A 19,615-nucleotide genomic window follows, 5' to 3' on the forward strand; every position below is an offset into this window, starting at 1 on the left:
TGCCTGGCATCAAGCCTGGCTTCATGCATGGCATCTGCCATAGCCCACCTCCAAAAAACAGTTCATGCCAGGCTGTATCGCAGCTCATTCGCGCGATGCCCAGGTGGGGGGCTCATGCCGGTTACAGAAGGGCAACGGTAGAAAACCGTTCTACCGCACAACACCGCCGATCGATCGGCGGATCGTGCTCGACACCTCCTGGCTCGCGCGTTGCCGCCCGGTGGTGTCGCTAGAGCATGCATACGAACGCGACTGAGGGGGCGAGTATGATCGTTTCCATCCGAGAGCTTGCCTCGCGCCTTGGTTGACTTCGAGATCCGAAGGCCTCCCGGCATGACATCCTGCGGCGCCACGCGACTGCCGTGACGTGACAGGCCTGCATATTAGAGCCCTACGCCCCGATTTCGGTGGCGTGCTCTGCTACTGGAACGGTAACACTGTCACCATCATCCCTGAGCTGAACAATGACATTGCCAGAGGCGTCCAACGTCATGCGGCTCCCGCGCGGCACAACTAGTGTTGATGATTGCTCATCCAAAAGGGCCGGGCCTTCGATCGATCCTGCAATCCCGAGTTCCGATCGTCGAAGAACTGGGACTTTAACCCAAGCGCGAGTTGCATCATCATACACGGGTCGATAGCGAGATCCCTCCGAGCGAGGAGGGTCTTCCATCCGACCAAGTTTCGCGGGTTCTCGTACTTCTTTCAGGGTTACACGGATGTTCATAATCTCAAGATCAAGATCGGGTATGATATCGCCGAAGATACCTTTATAGGTCTGGATGAACGCAGCGCGAATAGTTTCACGTTCGCTCTCGCTGTAGGGTCCAACGGGCAGTCCTGTTACCAGCTCCGACCCTTGGCCCACAAAGCGAATGTCGGCGCGGCGCTCCATCTGAAGTGTACTGTGCGGAGATCTGGCCTGCGCAATCACGCGCCTTGTGTCGTCTTCCAGGCGCCTGAAGGCTGCTTCGAGTTTCTCGATTTCCATCGATCCCAGCAGGGCGCCAAGCGTTCTCGAGCGATCAACACGCGCGGGTGCAATCAACAAGCCGAGTGCCGACGCGACGCCAGCATTCGGCGGACAGATAACCTGTTTGATGCCGAGACGTCTGGCGACGTCACAACCGTGCATCGGGCCGCCACCGCCCGTCACGATGAGCTTGTACTTAGTTATATCGTGGCCTCGCTCAGCAACATGGACACGCGCGGCGGCTGCCATCGTCTCGTTAACAATGGCCTGAATGCCATTCGCCACTTTGATGAATGGCATCTCTATGGCGTGCCCGACGCCTGTGAGCGCCGCCTCTGCAGCTCCGCGGCGCAAAACCATAGTGCCACCGGCAAAGTTATCAACGTCAATCGCCCCCGAAACAACGTTTGCATCGGTAACCGTTGGCGCAGTTCCGCCGTTCGGGTAGCAGGCGGGGCCAGGTCGCGATCCCGCACTTTGCGGCCCCACCTTGAGCATTCCTAGCTCATCAACATGTGCGATGCTCCCGCCGCCCGCACCGATTTCGATAAGCTCAACAGTCGAGATGTTCACCGGCAATCCGCTTCCTGGGGCGAACCGCTTCTGGCGAGCCGCTTCAAACTGATACGCGATCAGGGGCTCGCCGTTCTCAATCACGCCAAGCTTTGCAGTTGTCCCGCCCATGTCGAAGGCAAGCACATTGTCAAATCCGGAGCGTTTGCCGAAATACGCGGCCACCAATGTGCCAGCAGCCGGCCCCGACTCCAACAGTTCGATCGGCGTACGGCGCGCTTCCTCGATATGCGTCAATCCGCCGTTTGAGAGCATCATGAAAAGTGCTCCTGGTATTCCAAAGGCCTTTAGCTGCACCTCGAGTTCACGCAAATATTTGTCTGCAATGGGCTTGATATACGCGTTCGCGGCGGTCGTTGACGTTCGTTCGTACTCCCGGATTTGTGGGCAGACCTCGGACGAGATCGACAGTTGGACTTGTGGGAAATGCCGCTCGATTAGGCTCTTGGCTCGCAGTTCATTTGTCCCATTGGCATATGAATGCAAGAATGAAACTGCCAGCGAAGTGACGCCCCTGTCGAGCAGCCGGCGTGTTTTTATTAGAAGTTCGTCTTCGTTGAGTGGATGCTGGATGTGCCCGTTGAACAAGGTGCGTTCATTAACTTCAACGCGATCATCCTGCTCAATCAATGGTTTTGGCAATTTCAGAAATAGATCATACAGATCGTATTTAAACTCCCGCTGTAAGTCGAGCGTATCCCTAAAGCCGCTCGTTGTGATCAATCCGGTCCTTGCGCCACGACGCTCGATGAGAGCGTTAGTGAACAACGTTGTCGCATGGACCACGCGACCAATCTGATCGGGATCGGTGCCGCTGGCGTTAACGACCTGCTTTACGCCGGCGAGGGCTCCAATTGTTGGATCATGGGGCGTCGTCAGCTCCTTGTGTGCGACAACGCGACCATCATCAGTGCAATAGAGGACAATGTCGGTGAACGTGCCGCCAATATCGATACCAAGCGAGTACATATCGGATCTAACCCTTCTTATACAAAATCTTTGGCGCCATCGGCTTCGGCCAGCGCTTCCTGAGCGCGGATCGGAACACCAAATCCGCCAGCGCCAGGTGTGCGCAGCAGAACGCGGGCACCAAAGTCGATAGTGTGTTGTATCTTGGGATCAACCCGAACGGTGTTGATCTGGATCTCACCGGCAGCGCCGGGATCGCCGCCTGCTAAGCCATTCGCCACAGCTTCTGGCTTAGTTCGTTCAGCCATAAAGGAAATTATGGTAGGCCCTTTATTTAGATTCTCGAAGAGAAACTCCTGCCCAGCCCCCCCTGTGAACCGACCGCTGCCCGCTGTCCGCGATCGGATTCGGCGGTGGCAAATTCTGATCGGCGCGGTTCGTTCCAGCACCTCGACGGGCGTGGAGGAAATGTTGCTCGGCCAAGACAACACGCTTGCGCCGTCCGAGGCCGCGCTGGCCCCATAGCCTCCGTTCAGGAAGAATAAGTTAGCGAAAGTCTTTCCATCCTCTTTGACGCCGGCCAGGTTTACGCACCAGAGAGGTGAGCCGACGTCGGAGATGACTCTCTCCGGCACGACTTGTGACAGCGCACGCAAGACCATCGCCGGCAGGAAATGTCCGATAAGTGCGCGTGCCCCGCCCGCTGCGGGCGGCTTTGAATTAAGAATTGAGCCAAGAGGTGCATGAATATTGAGCGGTTCCAACGCACCGTCATTGTTTGGCGTGTCGGGCGTAAGAACGGCTTTGATTCCATAGGCAGTGTATGCCGTCGTATAAGCAGCGCAGACGTTGATGGAGCGCTGCACTTGAGGATCTGTACCTCGGTAATCAACCTCGATTTCATCACCATGAACTTTAAGCGCCATCCGCAACACGATGCTATTTTCAAATCCATCGCTGACGGCGGTGGCATGATAGACGCCATCCGGTATTGCGGAAATCGCACGCCGCATCGCGGCTTCCGTCCGACCGCGGATCTGTTGAGACACTTCGGAGAATGAACGGAGCTCCCACTCCTTTAGCAAAGAAATGAGGCGCACCTCCATCAGATGCAGTGCAGAAAACTGCGCATAAAGGTCGCCTACCGTCTGATCTGGCGTACGAACGTTCTGGCGAAGCAGGCTTTCAAATGTGCGGTTCATTCGACCCGCCTCAACCACCTTCATCATTGGGATTTGGAATCCCTCCTCGTACACCTCGCGTGCATCGGCAGAACGGATGCGTCCACCAATGTCAGGAGCGTGCGTGACCGACCCAGCGAACGCAACAATATTGCCATTCAAGAAAATGGGCTTGGCTACCGTGATATCGGGCAGATGGCCGGTGCCAAGCCAGACATCGTTGGTGATCAGGATATCGCCCTCGGAGAGGGTCTCATGTGGAAACTGTTTGAGAAAGCCACGAACCGTCCGCGGAACGGTACCGATAAAGGATGGAATGCTGTTAGCGGGTTGCGCTAACGAGCGTCCTTCGGCATCCATGAGAACGCACGCAAAATCATTAGACTCGCGAACGACGGATGAGAAGGAGGTACGCAGCAGCGTCGTAGCGGCCTCTTCAGTCAGAGAAATCAGCCTTCGCCAAATCAATTCAAGCTGGATTGCATCAAGCACGTGTCAGTCTCCTTGGAGCGCCCGCGGCCTTGCCCTACGGTCTTGCACTCGCCCACGAAGCGCTGCGCGACAGTCGCACCAGCTCGGGCATTCTGCGGGACATTAAGTCAGGCTAAACGCGTCAGCCAATTCTTCTTGCTGCACGCTCTATACGCGGGTGATATAGCATTGGGATTGTTTGGCGGGCACGTCGGCCCGCGAGAGTTGCCTAGCTCGATCCGAAATCCCGCTAGGGGGCTTACTCCGTGCAGTCGCCGCACTTCACGACATGGGGGTCGTTGTGCAGGAACGTTTCCTTCAAGCTACGCGTGAAACGCTGCGACAGCGATGACTTCACAAGATGTCCCGGAAAGATTGCGAACATCTTAACCGAGATTCTCGGCGAAATACGAACAAATCGAACGTTATCGGAAATAAGCGGTTTGATGTAGGGACTTACGACGCCGATGCCAAGGTCGGCGGCGGCGAGCGAACAGAGGATCGCCGAATAGGTGACCTCGATCTCGGACGAGGGTTTCACGCCGTGCTGCGCGAGTGTCTGACGCCACAAATCACTTAGATCGTCTCCACGATTGAGAGTGAGCAGCGTTGCCTCTTGAAAATCAGAGACCGCAACCTCCTTCTTCGAAGCAAGCGGGCTGTTTGCGCAGACCGCACATAGGGCCTCAGATTCGTCACACACCTCGATTTCGAACTCTCCTGTTCGGAAATGAGCTCCGCTCGTCGTCAGGCCAACATCATAAATGCCATTGAGGAGCCCGTCTCTGATCTGCAGCGACCCTCCCGTCTGAAGGTTGATGCTCACACCGGGGCTAGACTGCCGGAATGCCTTCATGATCGTTGGAATAACGCCCATAGCCAGGGACGGAGTGGCAGCGATGCGCAATAGGCCGGTGCCGGATGACCTGATACTTTCAGCGGCTTGCTGTATCGTTTCCAAGCCAAGATAGTGCTTTTGGACGATTTCAAAGAGCATTTTGGCTTCAGGGGTTGGAACCAAACGGCCCCGTCGATAATCGAACAGTCGAAATTTCACAGCGTCTTGCGCTTGCGCCAACAGCCGGCTCACCGACGGTTGCGTTGTATTTAGAATTTCGGCTGCGGCAAGCGTTGTCCCACATTGCATCATAGCCCGAAACGCATCGATCTCGCGGGAACTGAGCGCTCTAGCCATATGCCGCCCAAACAAATTTACATTTTAGATGCATAAGCCCGATTCGAATAAATCAAATGGTATTCTCGGCCATGCGTCAAGTCGTTCGACGGATGAACTTCAGCTCCCACAATAAGAAAGGCCGCGGCGCTTTGTTGCACCGCGGCCCTTTTGTATGCGCATTGAAAGGCTCGACAAAGGCGGCGCGCCACGAGATCTCTTATGGAACGCCTGTAGCTGGACGTTTCGTATTGACGTTTTTGGGATAGCGTAACCCGAGGTTTTCGCGAAGTGTCTTGCCGCGGTAGCTTTTGCGCATAAGTCCGCGTTCCTGGAGCACGGGGACTACCATCGACACAAAATCTTCCAGGCAGGTCGGCATGTAAGGGAACGTTATCATAAACCCATCTCCAGCTTCATTGTCGATCCAACGTTCCATCTCGTCGGCGATCTGGCTTGGAGTGCCACAGAAAATCTCGAATCCGCGTTCGTAGCGCTGTGCAATCTCCCTTAGCGTGAATTTACGCGATCGGATCATGTCCGCAAGTATATTGAAATAACCCTGATGAAGGTTTGAGGAAGTCGGGATCATCTGTTCGGGAACGAGTTCGTCCAGTGGCAGCTTCGACAGGTCGACTTCAAGGTCCGTACTGACATACGCGACCTTGGCTTCAATCGGCATCACACTGTTTAGTAGGCGAAGCTTTTCCTTCGCTTCTGCTTCGGTTGAACCGACCATCGCGCGGAAGCCGGCGAGTACCTTAAGTTCGGAAGGATCACGGCGGTACTTCGCCATCCTGCTTTTGATATCCTTGTAGAGGGACGCAGCCTCCTCAAGAGTTGCGCCCGTTCCGAAGACGACCTCAGCGGTTTCTGCGGCAAATTCCCTACCCACCGAGGACGCGCCCGCCTGGATAATGACGGGTTGCCCCTGCGGAGCACGTGCAATATTGAGTCCGCCTTGTACCTTGAAATGTTTCCCTTCGTATCGAACGTGGTGAAATCGGTTCGGATCGAAGTTCATAGCTCTTGCCTTGTCGAAGATGAAGGCATCATCGTCCCAAGTATCCCAGTAAGCTCGGACCACCTCCAGGGCTTCTCTGGCTCTGGCATAGCGCTCGTCGTGTGGCGGCATCGTCTTATAGCCATAGTTGCGGCATGAATACTGGTTTGCAGTCGTCACAACGTTCCACGCTGCTCGCCCTCCCGAAAGGTGATCGAGCGATGCGAATTGCCGGGCGATATTAAACGGCTCAGTGAAGCTCGCAGATACCGTGGCGCCGAGGCCAAGCTCTTCTGTGCTCGCAGCTAGCGCAGAGAGAAGCGTCAAGGGCTCAAGTACGTTTTGCCCGCGTGGCCATTGCGCCATTGCGTGGAGATTGTCGACATCAACGCCCGGACTGTCCGCTAGAAACATCAGATCGAAGCGGCCTGCTTCACATAGCTTTGCGAGCTCTGTGTAGTACTGAAGACTCAACGCCTTCTTTGGATCCGTATCTGGATGGCGCCACGCGGCACTTGCGCTACCGGCTGCATGTATGAGTGCGGCGAAAGCGATTTCCTTTGCCATTTCGTTCCTCAATTCCTCTCTGGTCGTATGTAGAGATGCTGCGTGTTAATCGAGCACCGCCGAAATGAACTCTTTGGTCCTTGCGCCCTTGGGGTGCATAAGAACCTCTCGGGCAGTGCCTTCTTCTGCGATTTGGCCTTGTTCCATAAAGATCACGCGATCTGCGACCTCGCTCGCAAATCCAAGTTCGTGCGTAACGACCACCATAGTCATGCCGGTGCGTGCCAATTCCTTCATCGCCGCGAGGACTTCGGCAACGAGTTCAGGATCGAGTGCAGATGTCGGCTCGTCGAAGAGCATAAGGCGCGGGTGCATAGCCATAGCCCGCGCGATGGCCACACGTTGTTGCTGGCCGCCAGACAGGCTGGAAGGGTACGCGTTACGCTTCTCGGATAAGCCTACGCGTGCTAGGAGGGCTTCCGCCTCACAAACGACGTCAGCCTTATTGCGCTTTAAGACACGCACGGGTCCCTCAATGACATTGTCAAGAGCAGTCATATGGGGAAAGAGATTAAATCGTTGAAACACCATCGCGGTCTTCGTCCGCTGGCGGGCGAGTTCCGCACCGCCTAGTGGCCGCAATTGCGACCCCACTTGGCGATAGCCCACGATTTCGTCGTCTATCCAGATATGTCCTGAGTCGACGGAAACCAGTTGATTAATACATCTCAAGAGCGTCGTTTTGCCTGAGCCTGATGAGCCGATCAAACACACTACTTCATTGGGCATGACGTCGAGGGAGACGCCGTCCAGAACTTGTAGATTTCCATACCGCTTCTTAACTCTTCTCATTGAGAGCAAAGGCTTGGTCATCGGACCCTCACGACAGATGTTCCCCGCGCGAACCGCCATTCGAGCAGCAACTGAAGCGGCGTGAGAATGGAGACAGCGAGGAGATACCAAGCGCCTGCTACGATCAGTAGCTCAATCACGCGCTGATTGACGAAGTACACGTTCTGTGCGCTGTAAAGTAAATCGGTGTACTGGATCACGCTGGCGAGTGACGTCATTTTTACCATTCCAATAAACTCGTTACCAATCGGCGGAACTATCACGCGCATTGCTTGAGGTAGGACGATTCTCCAGAGCGCGTGTAGACGGGTCATGCCAATCGACTGTGCCGCTTCGTGCTGGCCCGCATCAACCGAGAGGATTCCGGCGCGAATGACCTCCGAGGTATAGGCACCCTGATTGATGCCAAGGCCAAGCAGCGCGGCCCAAAAGGGCGTGATGACATCGACAGTCGGGGCCGTCCACAGACCGGGAATGCCGATGACTGGGATGATTAAGGCTAGATTATACCAAATCAGAAGCTGGAGGATTACCGGCGTCCCGCGAAAGAACCATTGGTAGCCAAATGCGACGATGACTAGGAGCGGATTATCCGACATTCGCATAATCGAGATAGCCAAGCCGAGCGCGACACCGACAATCATCGCCAGCACGGACAAGATCATCGTATGCCAGAAGCCCGCGAGAATTGTAGGCGCCGCTAAGTATTTGGCAACAACGTTCCATTCGATCTGCGCGTTAGCGAAGGCCCTTACAATAAGGACCAACAGACCAAGAACTAGTACGCCCATTATCCAGCGGCCGACGTAACGCGGCGGCACGATCTCGACCAACGACAGATCGGGCCGTGAAAAGAGAGTGGAGGAACCGCTGCTCGATCGTACAGGCTTGTTTGACACCGCGCTCATTTTCGCGGTTCCGAATTTAGATATACTTCCGAAATAGCGAGTTTGCTCAACTGATATCTAGCCAGGATCTTTGCATAAGTGCCGTCCTTAATCATCGCATCCAGAGCGTCGGCGATCGCGTCACGCAGCGCGACATCGCCCTTACGCACACCAATTGCCTTGAATTCTGGCGCGAAGGGCTCGCCGATCGTCTTGTAAAGGCCTTTGGACTCCGCAATCATGTAAGGAACCTCGACGAAGCCCTGCAGTGCTGCATCAATTCGGCCTTGCGTTAGCTGCAGCCGCGTATCTGGCGTTGATTCGGTGCCAATCAACTTCACAGCCGGCATTCCCTTCTGAACGCAGTCCGACTCGCTCTTTGCAAGCATCACTTTGTACCAAACAGTGGACCGAATGGCGCCGGCCCGCTTACCGCAAAGATCGGACAACTCCTTTAGCTGAGAATTGGAAAGTGCGTAGACCTGATAGAAATCCCTGAAGTAATCGACCATCTCCATAATGGAATGACGTTCAGGGAGGTCGCTAAGTCCACCCATGATGATATCGATCCGACCGGTCTGCAGTGACGGGATGTACTGCGCAAATAGCATTTCATTGAATTCGGCCTTGACGCCCAAACGTGCTGCGATTTCCCGGCCAATATCTACATTCATCCCTCTGAATTCGCCCGTCTCCGGATCCTTGAACTGCAGCGGTGGCAATGCATTGCTGAGACCCATGCGCAGGACTCCCGCCGTTTTGACTGCGTCGGGCACCTGGATCTCTGCTGCACTCACTACCCTCCAGGAGGCAATGGAAAGCCCTACAATTGCTGATAGGGCAACAACTTTCGCGATTTGACTGGTGAACCCGTTTACTCGCCACGGTCCCATCTATTTCTCCTCCCTATTGGTAGCCCTTGCCTTCAGGGGCACGTGTTTCACTCGGCCGCGTGCTGTTGAGGGTAGGAAATTAGACCTCAATGACGCGGCACCGACGTCTTCCATTGGCCAGCACGGCAAACCGCGAAGCGTGCTTGGGCTCGACACGGGAAGCTGGGCGGCAGTTTCGCAACTCGTAAAGTGTTGCTTTCCTGCCGCCACAGCTCGACGGTGCTAATTAGCAACGCTAAGGGGCGGGCTATTTTGGATCAAATTCATTCTATCAAGGTCAGTATGCATCCAAGGCATAGGCCGACCCTCAGCACAAAAAATGGCCCATGCTAGGACAAAACGCGCCATCCATTGATTGTGCGTTGCGGGGCCTCGCGAACCGCTGAGCGGCAGTCTCGATGGCGGTCTCCATTATTAGAGCTCCGGAGCGGGAAAGGGAGGTGCTCTTTCCGTGACACCTGCGCGATGGCAACGGCATGGGCGATGTCCTCGGAGTTGAAGTGTATCGAACGCACTTAAAGATGCTTGTCGCCACACGACCGGGCGAGATCTCGGTGACGCGAGCGCGAGATCAGTAAAGAACGGGGCTCAGCCCGCGAACGCGCAATACGCTGGCCTTGGTGGCATGATGGCTAGGGATGAAGAAAGCCAGGGCGTTCTGGAAAGGCGTAGTGGCCAGCGACCGACCAGACGTCAACCACGTAGCGGCGCGCATCGGCATTCTTGTCACGATCAGCCGTTTCACGTGCAGTGCCGCGCGCAGATTGACGTCGAGCAGCGCGTGGATTTCGTCAGACGCAAGGTCTAGGATGTTGCTACGCTGCGACTGACCGGCCTTGTTGACGAGAACGTCGAATGTGGTCGTACGCGCTAGCGCTCCAGGACGTCGAGATCGTTAATCTCGCGCCGACAGCCTCCGCATCCGGCTTGGCCGACAGCCTGGCCAGCGGCCGAACCTCGCGCTAGCGAGTAAATTAGAAGCCCTGAGGGCGGAAGCGGCGCCGAACCGTCGCAGCCCTGACTAACTCTACGCCGCCGGGAGAGCGAAGGAGAATATTGCCCCTCCCTCTGGTGCGTTGACAACAGTCAGTTCGGCACCATGTTCGCGCACGATTCCGTAGCTGATCCAAAGGCCGAGCCCGGTGCCCTCTCCAACGCGCTTGGTCGTAAAGAACGGCTCAAATATGCGACCTATGTTGTGCTGTTCGATCCCGGGCCCGTTATCGGACAAACGAATCAGGATCTCGTTCTGATTGCGGCGAGCCGATATCTTTAGCCGTGGCTCCTGAGTGCCGCGCGTCGCGTCAATTGCGTTTTCGACGAGATTTACGATAACCTGGTGGAGCTGCCCTTCATTCCCGCAAGTCCAAAGATCCGCCTCGATGTCCATGTGAATGTCGAGGCGAACCTGCTTCGTGCGGACTGCCCAGAGCACGGCGGTGTTGATCAGAGGCTCGATGTTGACGCGATCAAACTCCCCGAGCTTGCTGAGGGAAAGCCGGCGTAAGTTTTTTACAATTTCGCTAATGCGCACGGCGCCTTCCATTGTCCCGTCCAGGAGCGGGCCGAGATCCTCTAGAATGGCGTCAATGCGGAGGCTTTTCTTCAAGGCTGCAGCTTCGGAGCTTATCGATGTGCCGTGGACGGCATCAAGGTAGGATGTCAGCGCCGTGCGATAGCGCATCAAGGTGTGCACGTTTCCATAGACGAAGCTGATGGGATTATTAAGTTCGTGAGCGACACCGGCCACCAGTCGGCCGAGACTTGCCATTTTCTCCTGTTCTACCAATTGACGCTGCACTCGCTGTAGCTCCTGATGAGCCGTGTGCAATGCTTCATAGGCTCGGCGAAGCTCGCCGATAGGCCTTCCAGTCAGAACCACGCCAATGAAGCGGCCCCGATGGTCGTGTCGGGGCGAGCTGTTGATTGCGAACAGGTCTGAGCTGCCGCCTTCGGTCAAGAAACGGAGTTCGCCATCCACAACCTCGGACGGGCTCCGAGGCTTGAGGAGCGACATGAGCTTGGCGCCATCGGCAGCGTCAATGATGTCTGCCATCCTCCAGCCGACGATTTCGTCATTGGCGCGGTCAAGCGTGCGCTGTAAAGCGGAATTGACTTGCTGGATCTGGCCTTTCGCGTCGCAAACGATGAGGATATCAGAGACAGATTCGATGACGTTGGTGACAAATGCTTGAGCTTCCTCGAGCTCGGCATTCTTGTGTTCCAGATCGACCTCATAACGCAATAGGTCGGAATAAACCTCATCCATCTTGCGGATGACTTCGATCCAAGCGCCCTCACGCTCGTGGTCGAACTCGATAGCACCGCGATCGCTGATCAACTTGAGCAGCGAGTCGGATCCGTCAGGAGAATGCGTCGCCTTTGCCATTTTTTCTCAAATCATACCTGGACAGCTTGTTCCGCAGGCCTACCCGGGACAGGCCGAGCTCGCTGGCAACCCGGCTGATATTGCCCTCATACTTCTCCAGGGAGTTGATGATAACCGACTTCTCCAGATCCTCCACCCTGTCCTTCAGGCTCGCTGCGCCGTTCAGGTTCTGTATGACCCCCGTGGCGGTCCGCCTGCCGTTGCGCCGGCCGAGCAGCGTGGGAGCCTGCAATTCGTCCGAGTCAGCCAGCACGGCCATACGCTGGATCTCGTTCTGCAGTTCGCGCACGTTCCCTGGCCAAAGGTATTTGACGAAGCCCTCAAGAGCAGCGGAGGCAAAGCGCAGACCTGGCCGGTTGAAGGAAGTCTTGACTTGAGACAGTACTCCTTCTGCGATCAAGGGTATATCCATCGGCCGCTCCCAAAGCGCCGGCATGTGAACCGGGAACGCCGCCAGCCGGTAATAGAGATCACGGCGGAAGCGGCCCGCCTCCACCTCGGCCTCAAGATCCCGATTGGTGGCTGCCACCACACGGACGTCGACTTTCCTTACACGTTGCGCGCCCAGCGGACGGATCTCGCTCTCCTGCAGCACGCGGAGCAGCTTCACCTGAAACGCCGGCGAGGTCTCTCCGATTTCATCAAGGAAGATGGTACCGCCATCGGCAACTTCGAACAGACCGATGCGATCCTGGTAGGCGCCTGTGAAAGCGCCCTTCTTACACCCGAACAACTCGCTTTCGAGGAGCTCGTCAGGCAGCGCCCCACAGTTCTCAACGACGAAAGCCTTACCGGCTCGGGCTGAGCCGTAGTGGATCGCGCGTGCCAGCAGCTCTTTGCCGGTTCCGGATTCGCCCGTGATCAGCACGGAGATGTCGTATTCGGCCGCCCGCCGGCCGAGTTCAATGACCGCATGCATCGGGCTGTCCGGGGCGTGCACAATTCGGTTGAAGTCATAGAGATGCTTAGCTGCGCCGCGCTTGACCGAAACGACCCTCTTGATGTGCTCGGGCGTTGCTTTGACGTCGACCCCTGCGGTCTCTGTCTCCTTCTGAAGCCGATAGAGCTGGACCGCCTCCTTGACAATGTCGATCAGCCGGTCCGGCTGCCAGGGCTTCGTGATGTATTGATAGATGCCCGCCTCATTGAGCCCTGCGATGATGTCGTCCGATTCCGAATAGCCGGAGATGATCATGCGAACCGGATCGGGCCAGAGCTCGCGCACCCGCTTGAGGAAACTGACGCCGGATTCGTGCGGCATGCGCTGATCGCAGATGATGGCGTGGACGATCTCCCCTTCGAGCAGCTTTTCAGCGTCTGCTGCGCTGCCGGCGCAGAGTACCTCAAAATCCTCGTTGAGGACGCGGCGTAGCGCCTCCTGTGACCTGACCTCGTCGTCGACTACCAAAATAGTACCCTGGAAGCTCATATGCGCACCGCCATGCGGGTAGATTTGTCGAGCGCGCGAGGCGACCTATGGGGTGCGATTGTGAGTGGCGTGCGCGACTTCGGCACCTTGTGAATGAAGTTGTAGCGGGCGACGTGGTAACTCGGATCGAATCCGTAGAAATTAAGCCGCATCCGCCGCAGCTCCTCGTCGCGATAGGCCTGCAAGGGCTTGTGGGCTTCGTCCGCTGCGCGACGTCGCTGCTTGTCAGCAAGACGCGTCGCAAAGCGTTCATCCGCCGCCATGCTCGCGGCAAGGCTCATGAGGCGGCCCTCCGCCAGCTCCCCGCCCGACAGAGCACGATCGATGATGCCAAGGCGCCCCGCCTCTGCCACGCCCATCGGCAGGCGGCATTGCGTGATCCGGGTGGCGTTCGCTGCACCCGCGCGGCGCGGCAGCAGATAAGTCCAGTATTCCGAGCCGAAGAGATTGCCTATGTCCTTATAATGTGGATTCAGGACGACCTGATCGCTCGCCCAGACCTCGTCGGCAGCGAGACTTAAAAATACCCCTCCCGCCCCGGCGTTGCCGCGAATGACGGAAACGACGAGCCGATCGGTGGTCTCGATGACAGTGTGCGCAAGATCGTCGATCGCATTGATGTTGCGCCAAGACTCGTCCGCAGCGCTGTCAGCCGCCTCGATCTCGGCGAGGTGAATGCCGTTGGACCAGTAATCACGTCCACCGGTCAGGAGAAGCACCTTGGTTGGGCGGGCCAGCGCAGCTCGGTAGGCGTTCAACAACGCTTCGCAGTCAGAGGTCGCCATGGCGCCATTGTAAAAGGAAAACTGCAACTCGCCGACCTCGCCCTGCTCGCGATATCGTATGGGCGCATAGCCGCAATCGGGTCGGTACGGCAGGCGCATCGCCTGCTCCGCAAAGACCTTTGCTGCGGATCGTTTCAGGCTTTTCGGTACAAGCTGCCGCACATGGCCGATCCAGACGGCACCATCGACCGTGGCCCGGGCCAAGGCTCCATCGCAATGCGCCACAATGGTTCCGGGCACACCGGAGATGCCGCGCGCCTCGTGGGCGTCGAACAGCCTGACATCTTTGAAGAACAAGCTGTCGACCAAGCCCGGCATTCCGTCTGCACTGTGGATCTTGCGCAGGACGGTCTCGCTCGTGTCGTGCTGCCAATCGATCATCCGGTCGGCCTGCCGGCAGGGCCCGCGCACCCGAATGCGGGGATCATCGGCAGGCATCGGCGACGGTGTCGGCTGTCCGGCTTCGATTGCTGCAATGGCTTCGAGCACCGCCGCGACCGCGCACGTCGTGACCTCGTTGCGGTAGATGCTGGATTTAGCCGCGCACCGCATCGGGAAGGTTCTGAAAGCCCAGATCGGACCAGCGTCGAACCCGCCGTCGGCCTGAAGCACAGTCACGCCCCAATTGGAAACACCTTCCAGAATCGCCCAGTCGAGCGCCGCCGGACCGCGGTCGCCGGGCGGACCGGGATGGACGATCAGGCAGCGCACGCTACGCCAGACATCTTCGGGGATTGCGCGCTTGAGGAACGGCGCGATCACCAGATCTGGCTGATACAGCGCCACGCTTTCGCGCGTAACGTCGGGGTGGATATCCAGCTCGACCGAGACCTCGTGGCCGCCCTCCCTGAGCTCGACGTGGAGCCGTTGCGTCAGGCTGTTGAAGGAGTGCGTGAGAAGCAGGATGCGCATGACCGGCCTCAGCAGATCCTCGGCAGTTGTTCGCCCGACAGCCAGTCGACGATCCGGCCACCGCCAAAGCTCGTCGCCATCTGCACGAAATGGTGATCGTCGGCCACGGCCTCGCCGATGTCGGCCGCATCACAGCCGAGCGGATGCGCGCGCATCGTCGCGAGCACGGCAGCGGCCGCCTCCGGGGCCACAATTGCAACCAGCTTGCCTTCGTTGGCCACATAGAGCGGGTCGAGGCCCAGCAGTTCGCAGGCCGCGGCCACGCCCGGCTTCACTGGGATCGCCTCCTCCTGCACACGGAAGCCGAGGCCAGACTGCTGGGCGATCTCGTTGAGCGCGGCGGCTAGCCCGCCGCGGGTCGGATCGCGCATCAGGCGGATGCCCTCTCCGCCTGCGGTGACCATCTTTGCCACGAGATCATGCAGCGAGGCTGAGTCCGAGACGATCTCGGTCTCGAAGGCGAGGTTCTGCCGCTTCGACATGATAGCGACGCCGTGGTCCCCGAGCGTGCCGGAGATCAGGACGCGATCGCCGACGCGAGCCTTCTCGGCGGATAGATCGAGGCCATCGGGTACGACGCCGACGCCGGCGGTCGAGATGAAGAGGCCGTCGGCCTTGCCGCGCTCGACCACCTTGGTATCGCCCGTGATGATATGGACGCCGGCCGCGCGCGCCGCCTCGCCCATAGATTCCGCGATCATCTTCAGGTCGGAGAAGCGAAAGCCCTCCTCGATGATGAAGCTCGCCGAGAGGTAGAGCGGCCGCGCGCCGGCCATGGCGATGTCGTTGACCGTGCCGTGCACGGCGAGCGAGCCGATATTGCCGCCCGGGAAGAATAGCGGCGAGACCACGTAACCGTCGGTCGTCATGACCATGCGTCCGGCTGCGACATCGAAGGCCGACTGGTCATTGCCGCGCGCCAGCCATTCGTTGCCGAAGGCCGAGTGGAAAAGACCCGAGATCAGCTGTGCCATCGCGCGGCCGCCAGAGCCGTGGGACAGGTCTACGCAGCCGTTCTTGATGTCGAGCTTGCGTTGATGGGCCTTCATGATGCCCGCCTCTGCTGATGGTCGCGGAAGCGGCCATAGGTCCAGTGCGCAGCGCAGGCGCCCTCGGACGAGACCATGCAAGACCCTATCGGCGTTTCCGGCGTGCAGACCGTGCCGAACAGCTTGCAATCGACCGGTTTCTTCACGCCGCGCAGGATGGCGCCGCATTCACAGGCCGGATTGTCGGCAACGCGGAGCTCCTTCATGTCGAAGCGCGCTTCGGCATCGTATTTCGCGAAAGCGCGCTTCAGCTTCAGGCCGCTATAGGGTACCTGCCCGAGCCCGCGCCATTCGAACTGGTCGCGCAGCTCGAAAATGTCGGAGACCTCCTCCTTGGCGCGCAGATTGCCGTCACGCTTTACAGCGCGGCTGTACTGGTTCTCGACCTCGTGCCGGTTCTCATTGACCTGCCGCACCAGCATCAGGATCGCCTGCATCATGTCGAGAGGCTCGAAGCCCGAGATCACGACCGGCTTGCCGAATTCTTCCGCGAAGAACTCGTAAGGAGCCGTCCCGATAATAGTCGAGACATGCGCAGGTCCGACAAAGCCGTCGATCTCGACCCGGCCGATGTTGCGAATATCCGGGCTCTCCAAGATGTTCTGCATCGCCGGCGGCGTCAGCACGTGGTTGCAGAAGACGCTGAAATTGGCGAGCTGCTTCTTTTCGGCCAAACGGATCATGACCGCAGTGGGCGGCGTCGTCGTTTCGAAGCCGATGGCGAAGAATACGATCTGGCGCTGCGGATTCTCCTCGGCGATCCTGAGCGCATCGATGGTGGAATAGACCATGCGGATGTCGGCGCCTTTCGCCTTTGCCTTCAGCAACGAGGCGCCTTGCGAGCCCGGCACGCGCATCAGATCGCCATAGACGCAGAAGATGATTTCGGGCCGTTCGGCCAGTCGGATCGCCATGTCGATGCGCCCCGCCGGCAGTACGCAAACCGGGCAACCCGGACCGTGGATCATCCGCACGTTTTTAGGCAGCATGTCCTCCAGGCCATAACGCGAGATCGCATGCGTGTGGCCGCCGCAGAATTCCATGAAGCGATAGGGGCGCTGCGGATCTGCTTCGGACTGGATCGCGTTCGCAAGCCCGAGCGCGATCTCCTTGTCGCGGAACTCGTCGGCATACTTCATGGCATGGCTCCCAGGGCCTCGGCGCTAAGCTCGTGCAGCAATTCCAGCGTCCGTTGCGCCTCTTCCGGATCGATTTTGGTAAGCGCGTAGCCGACATGGATGATCACGTAGTCGCCGATGGCGAGATCCTCGATGAGCGCGACGGAGATCTCCTTGCTGACGCCGTCGATGGACACAATGGCCATGTCGTCAGGCAGGAGCTTTGTCACCTCGGCGGGTATGGCAAGACACATCAGGCGGTTCCTTCTAAGCCTTGGTGTTCGAGAAGTTGCAGCCCCGCGATCCAGGCCTGACCCAGGCTTAGGCCGCCATCATTCGGCGGCAGTTGGCGCGGCAAGAGCGGGGTGAGCCCGGCAGCGATGCAACCGCGCGAAATCCCGGTGCTGAGGCGGGCGTTCAGGAAGCAGCCGCCGCTCAAGGCGACGGTCTCAAGTCCGGTCTCACGAGCCGCTTGGGAGATCCAATCGACGCAAGCGGCAGCGAAGGTGCCGTGAAACAGCCCGGCCCCGTCGGTGGGATCCGGCGCATCGACCACCAGACGGTCGAGCAATGGGAGCAGCGACAGCACGCCATTCTCGATCACCCAGCCGCCGGACACAACGCGCGGCTCGCGGACCCGCGCCTCTAGCTTCATGGCAGCCTCGCCTTCGTAGGTTTGTACGGTGCAGACCCCGAGCAGCCCTGCGGCCGCATCGAACAGCCGGCCGGCGCTGGTCGTCGTGGGCATACCGGGTTGTTCGAGCAGAGCCGATAGGCGCGCGGCCTGCGGCTGTGCCGCAAAGCGAGACGCAATCGCATCGCCGCGCCGAAGCGCGTGCAGCACGCTGGCGGCCATCCGCCACGGCTCGCGCGCGACCCGATCGCCGCCCGGCATCTTCAGCGGCGCCAGATGCCCGAGCCGCCGGAACCGCGCGCCTTCACAGGCAAGCAGTTCGCCCCCCCAATTGCCGCCGTCGCTGCCGTAGCCGAACCCGTCAAGCACTAAGGCAAGCACCGGACCTGCGATGCCATGCTCCGCCATCACCGAGGCCGCATGGGCGTGATGGTGCTGGACCGCGATCAGCCTGGTCCCGCGTGCCTCGGCGAAACGGGTCGATGCCATGTTCGGATGCAAGTCGTGGATCAGGGCGACAGGCTCGACGTCGAGGGTAGACAGCAGATGGTCCACAGTTTCCTCGAAGAATCGGATGCCTTCTGCGGTGTCGAGGTCGCCGATGTGCTGGGAGACAAAGGCCTCGTTGCCGCGCGTCACCGCCACCGTCGACTTCAGCGCTCCGCCGACGGCAAGCAGGGGCGCCACCGAGCGCGCAAGCCGGACAGGCTCCGGGACATAGCCTCGCGCACGCCGAATGAACTGGGGCCGTCCGGCGACCACCGCAGCCAAGGAATCATCGGCGCGGGTGACGATGTCGCGGTCATGCGTGACGATGAGATCGGCGATGCCGGCAAGTCGTTGCTCCGCTTCGCGATTATCGATCAGCAGCGGCTCGCCGCTGAGATTGGCGCTGGTCGCGACAATCGCCCAGCTCTCGCCGACCGGCGCATGCGCCGCATTCAGCGCATCGAAAATCAGGTGGTGAAGCGGTGCGACCGGCAGCATGATGCCGATGCGCGCCAGCTCCGGCGCGATTGACTGCACAAGGCGCCCGCGCGACGTCAGCAACACGATCGGCCGCGGCCGTGACTCGAGCAGCGCAAGTTCGACAGCGTCGGCCTCGGCGAACTCGGCGACTGCCTCCAGCGTACCGACCATGACGGCGAAGGGCTTCTGATCGCGCTGCTTGCGCAGGCGCAGTTGCCGCACGGCCGCATCATTGTGAGCATCGCAGATGAGCTGATAACCGCCGAGGCCCTTGATCGCGACAATCTTGCCGCCCGCGACGGCGGCGGCGATCTCGGCGATGCCATGGCTGAGCCGCGGCCCGCATCGCGGGCACGCAATCGCCTCGGTATGGAAGCGGCGACTGCCGGGGTCAGCATAATCAGCGGCACAGGCTGCGCACATCGCAAAGCGCTTCATTGCGGTGGCCGGACGATCATAGGGCAGCCGCTCGGCGATGGTGTAGCGCGGACCGCAATGCGTGCAGTTGATGAAGGGATAGCGGTGGAATCGGCTTGCCGGATCGAACAGCTCGCTCAGGCATTCCCGGCAAGTCGCGGCGTCCGCGACGATGCGCGTCGACACCCTACCCTGCTCGCTGGTGCGAATCGAGAACTCCTCGGTGGCGGCGGCGCCGATCGGCTGAACCGAGATCTCGTCGATCCTGGCAAGCGGCGGCTTTTCCAGTGGCAGCGCGGCGACGAAATCGGACGCCCGCTCGCCTTCGACTTCGATAAGAACGCCGTTCGGATCGTTGGCGACGAAGCCGCCGAGGCGATAGCGGGTGGCGAGACCATAGACGTAGGGACGAAAGCCGACGCCCTGCACGGCGCCACGCACATGCAGGCGCAGCCGCTGTCCGTCCCGCGCTGTGGCCTTGTCGCTCATC

General features: G+C 59.0%; 14 protein-coding genes and 1 pseudogene. All 15 read right to left on the minus strand.

The features are described 5' to 3' along the window. Positions 1-391: 391 nt before the first annotated feature. The gene (locus RPS27_RS02070; RefSeq protein ID WP_128929537.1) at positions 392-2,515 is read right to left on the minus strand and encodes a hydantoinase/oxoprolinase family protein; all 2,124 of its coding nucleotides are present in this window, start codon (positions 2,513-2,515) and stop codon (positions 392-394) included. Positions 2,516-2,532: 17 nt separating this feature from the next. Then, positions 2,533-4,128, minus strand: a complete 1,596-nt coding sequence (locus RPS27_RS02075) for a hydantoinase B/oxoprolinase family protein (RefSeq protein ID WP_128929536.1) — start codon at positions 4,126-4,128, stop codon at positions 2,533-2,535. A 238-nt stretch (positions 4,129-4,366) separates the two neighbouring features. After that, positions 4,367-5,302: a LysR substrate-binding domain-containing protein gene (locus RPS27_RS02080; RefSeq protein WP_128929535.1), complete on the minus strand. Its 936-nt coding sequence runs from the start codon at positions 5,300-5,302 to the stop codon at positions 4,367-4,369. A gap of 199 nt (positions 5,303-5,501) precedes the next feature. Beyond that, complete coding sequence (locus RPS27_RS02085; protein WP_128929534.1) at positions 5,502-6,851, minus strand: LLM class flavin-dependent oxidoreductase; 1,350 nt, start codon at positions 6,849-6,851, stop codon at positions 5,502-5,504. 45 nt (positions 6,852-6,896) lie between these two features. Then, positions 6,897-7,664 carry an amino acid ABC transporter ATP-binding protein gene (locus RPS27_RS02090; protein ID WP_128929533.1) on the minus strand — a complete coding sequence of 256 codons (768 nt, stop codon included), beginning with the start codon at positions 7,662-7,664 and terminating at the stop codon, positions 6,897-6,899. Beyond that, positions 7,661-8,551: an amino acid ABC transporter permease gene (locus RPS27_RS02095; RefSeq protein ID WP_128955168.1), complete on the minus strand. Its 891-nt coding sequence runs from the start codon at positions 8,549-8,551 to the stop codon at positions 7,661-7,663. Before RPS27_RS02095 ends, RPS27_RS02090 begins: the two co-directional genes overlap by 4 nt. Further along, positions 8,548-9,423 (minus strand): ABC transporter substrate-binding protein, encoded by an 876-nt coding sequence (locus RPS27_RS02100; RefSeq protein ID WP_128929531.1) that lies wholly within the window; start codon positions 9,421-9,423, stop codon positions 8,548-8,550. The genes RPS27_RS02095 and RPS27_RS02100 overlap by 4 nt, the downstream gene beginning before the upstream one ends. A gap of 571 nt (positions 9,424-9,994) precedes the next feature. Next, positions 9,995-10,285, minus strand: a pseudogene (locus RPS27_RS39590) (hypothetical protein); the annotation flags it as partial. Positions 10,286-10,450: 165 nt separating this feature from the next. Next, positions 10,451-11,812 (minus strand): sensor histidine kinase, encoded by a 1,362-nt coding sequence (locus tag RPS27_RS02105; RefSeq protein ID WP_128929530.1) that lies wholly within the window; start codon positions 11,810-11,812, stop codon positions 10,451-10,453. Further along, a complete protein-coding gene (locus RPS27_RS02110) occupies positions 11,787-13,241 on the minus strand; it encodes a sigma-54-dependent transcriptional regulator (RefSeq protein WP_128929529.1) in 1,455 nt (484 codons plus the stop codon). The genes RPS27_RS02105 and RPS27_RS02110 overlap by 26 nt, the downstream gene beginning before the upstream one ends. Continuing rightward, a complete protein-coding gene (locus RPS27_RS02115) occupies positions 13,238-14,938 on the minus strand; it encodes a hydrogenase maturation protein (protein WP_128955167.1) in 1,701 nt (566 codons plus the stop codon). The genes RPS27_RS02110 and RPS27_RS02115 overlap by 4 nt, the downstream gene beginning before the upstream one ends. Positions 14,939-14,946: 8 nt before the next feature. Further along, positions 14,947-15,987, minus strand: coding sequence for a hydrogenase expression/formation protein HypE (gene hypE, locus RPS27_RS02120; RefSeq protein WP_128929527.1), 1,041 nt, complete (start codon positions 15,985-15,987; stop codon positions 14,947-14,949). Continuing rightward, positions 15,984-17,126: a hydrogenase formation protein HypD gene (gene hypD / locus RPS27_RS02125; RefSeq protein WP_128955166.1), complete on the minus strand. Its 1,143-nt coding sequence runs from the start codon at positions 17,124-17,126 to the stop codon at positions 15,984-15,986. Before hypD ends, hypE begins: the two co-directional genes overlap by 4 nt. Next, positions 17,123-17,359, minus strand: coding sequence for a HypC/HybG/HupF family hydrogenase formation chaperone (locus RPS27_RS02130; RefSeq protein ID WP_128929525.1), 237 nt, complete (start codon positions 17,357-17,359; stop codon positions 17,123-17,125). The genes hypD and RPS27_RS02130 overlap by 4 nt, the downstream gene beginning before the upstream one ends. After that, positions 17,359-19,614: a carbamoyltransferase HypF gene (hypF, locus tag RPS27_RS02135; RefSeq protein ID WP_164933597.1), complete on the minus strand. Its 2,256-nt coding sequence runs from the start codon at positions 19,612-19,614 to the stop codon at positions 17,359-17,361. Before hypF ends, RPS27_RS02130 begins: the two co-directional genes overlap by 1 nt. Position 19,615 lies beyond the last annotated feature (1 nt).

Origin of the sequence: Bradyrhizobium sp. WYCCWR 12699 (assembly GCF_032144035.1) — a bacterium.
Classification (GTDB): domain Bacteria; phylum Pseudomonadota; class Alphaproteobacteria; order Rhizobiales; family Xanthobacteraceae; genus Bradyrhizobium.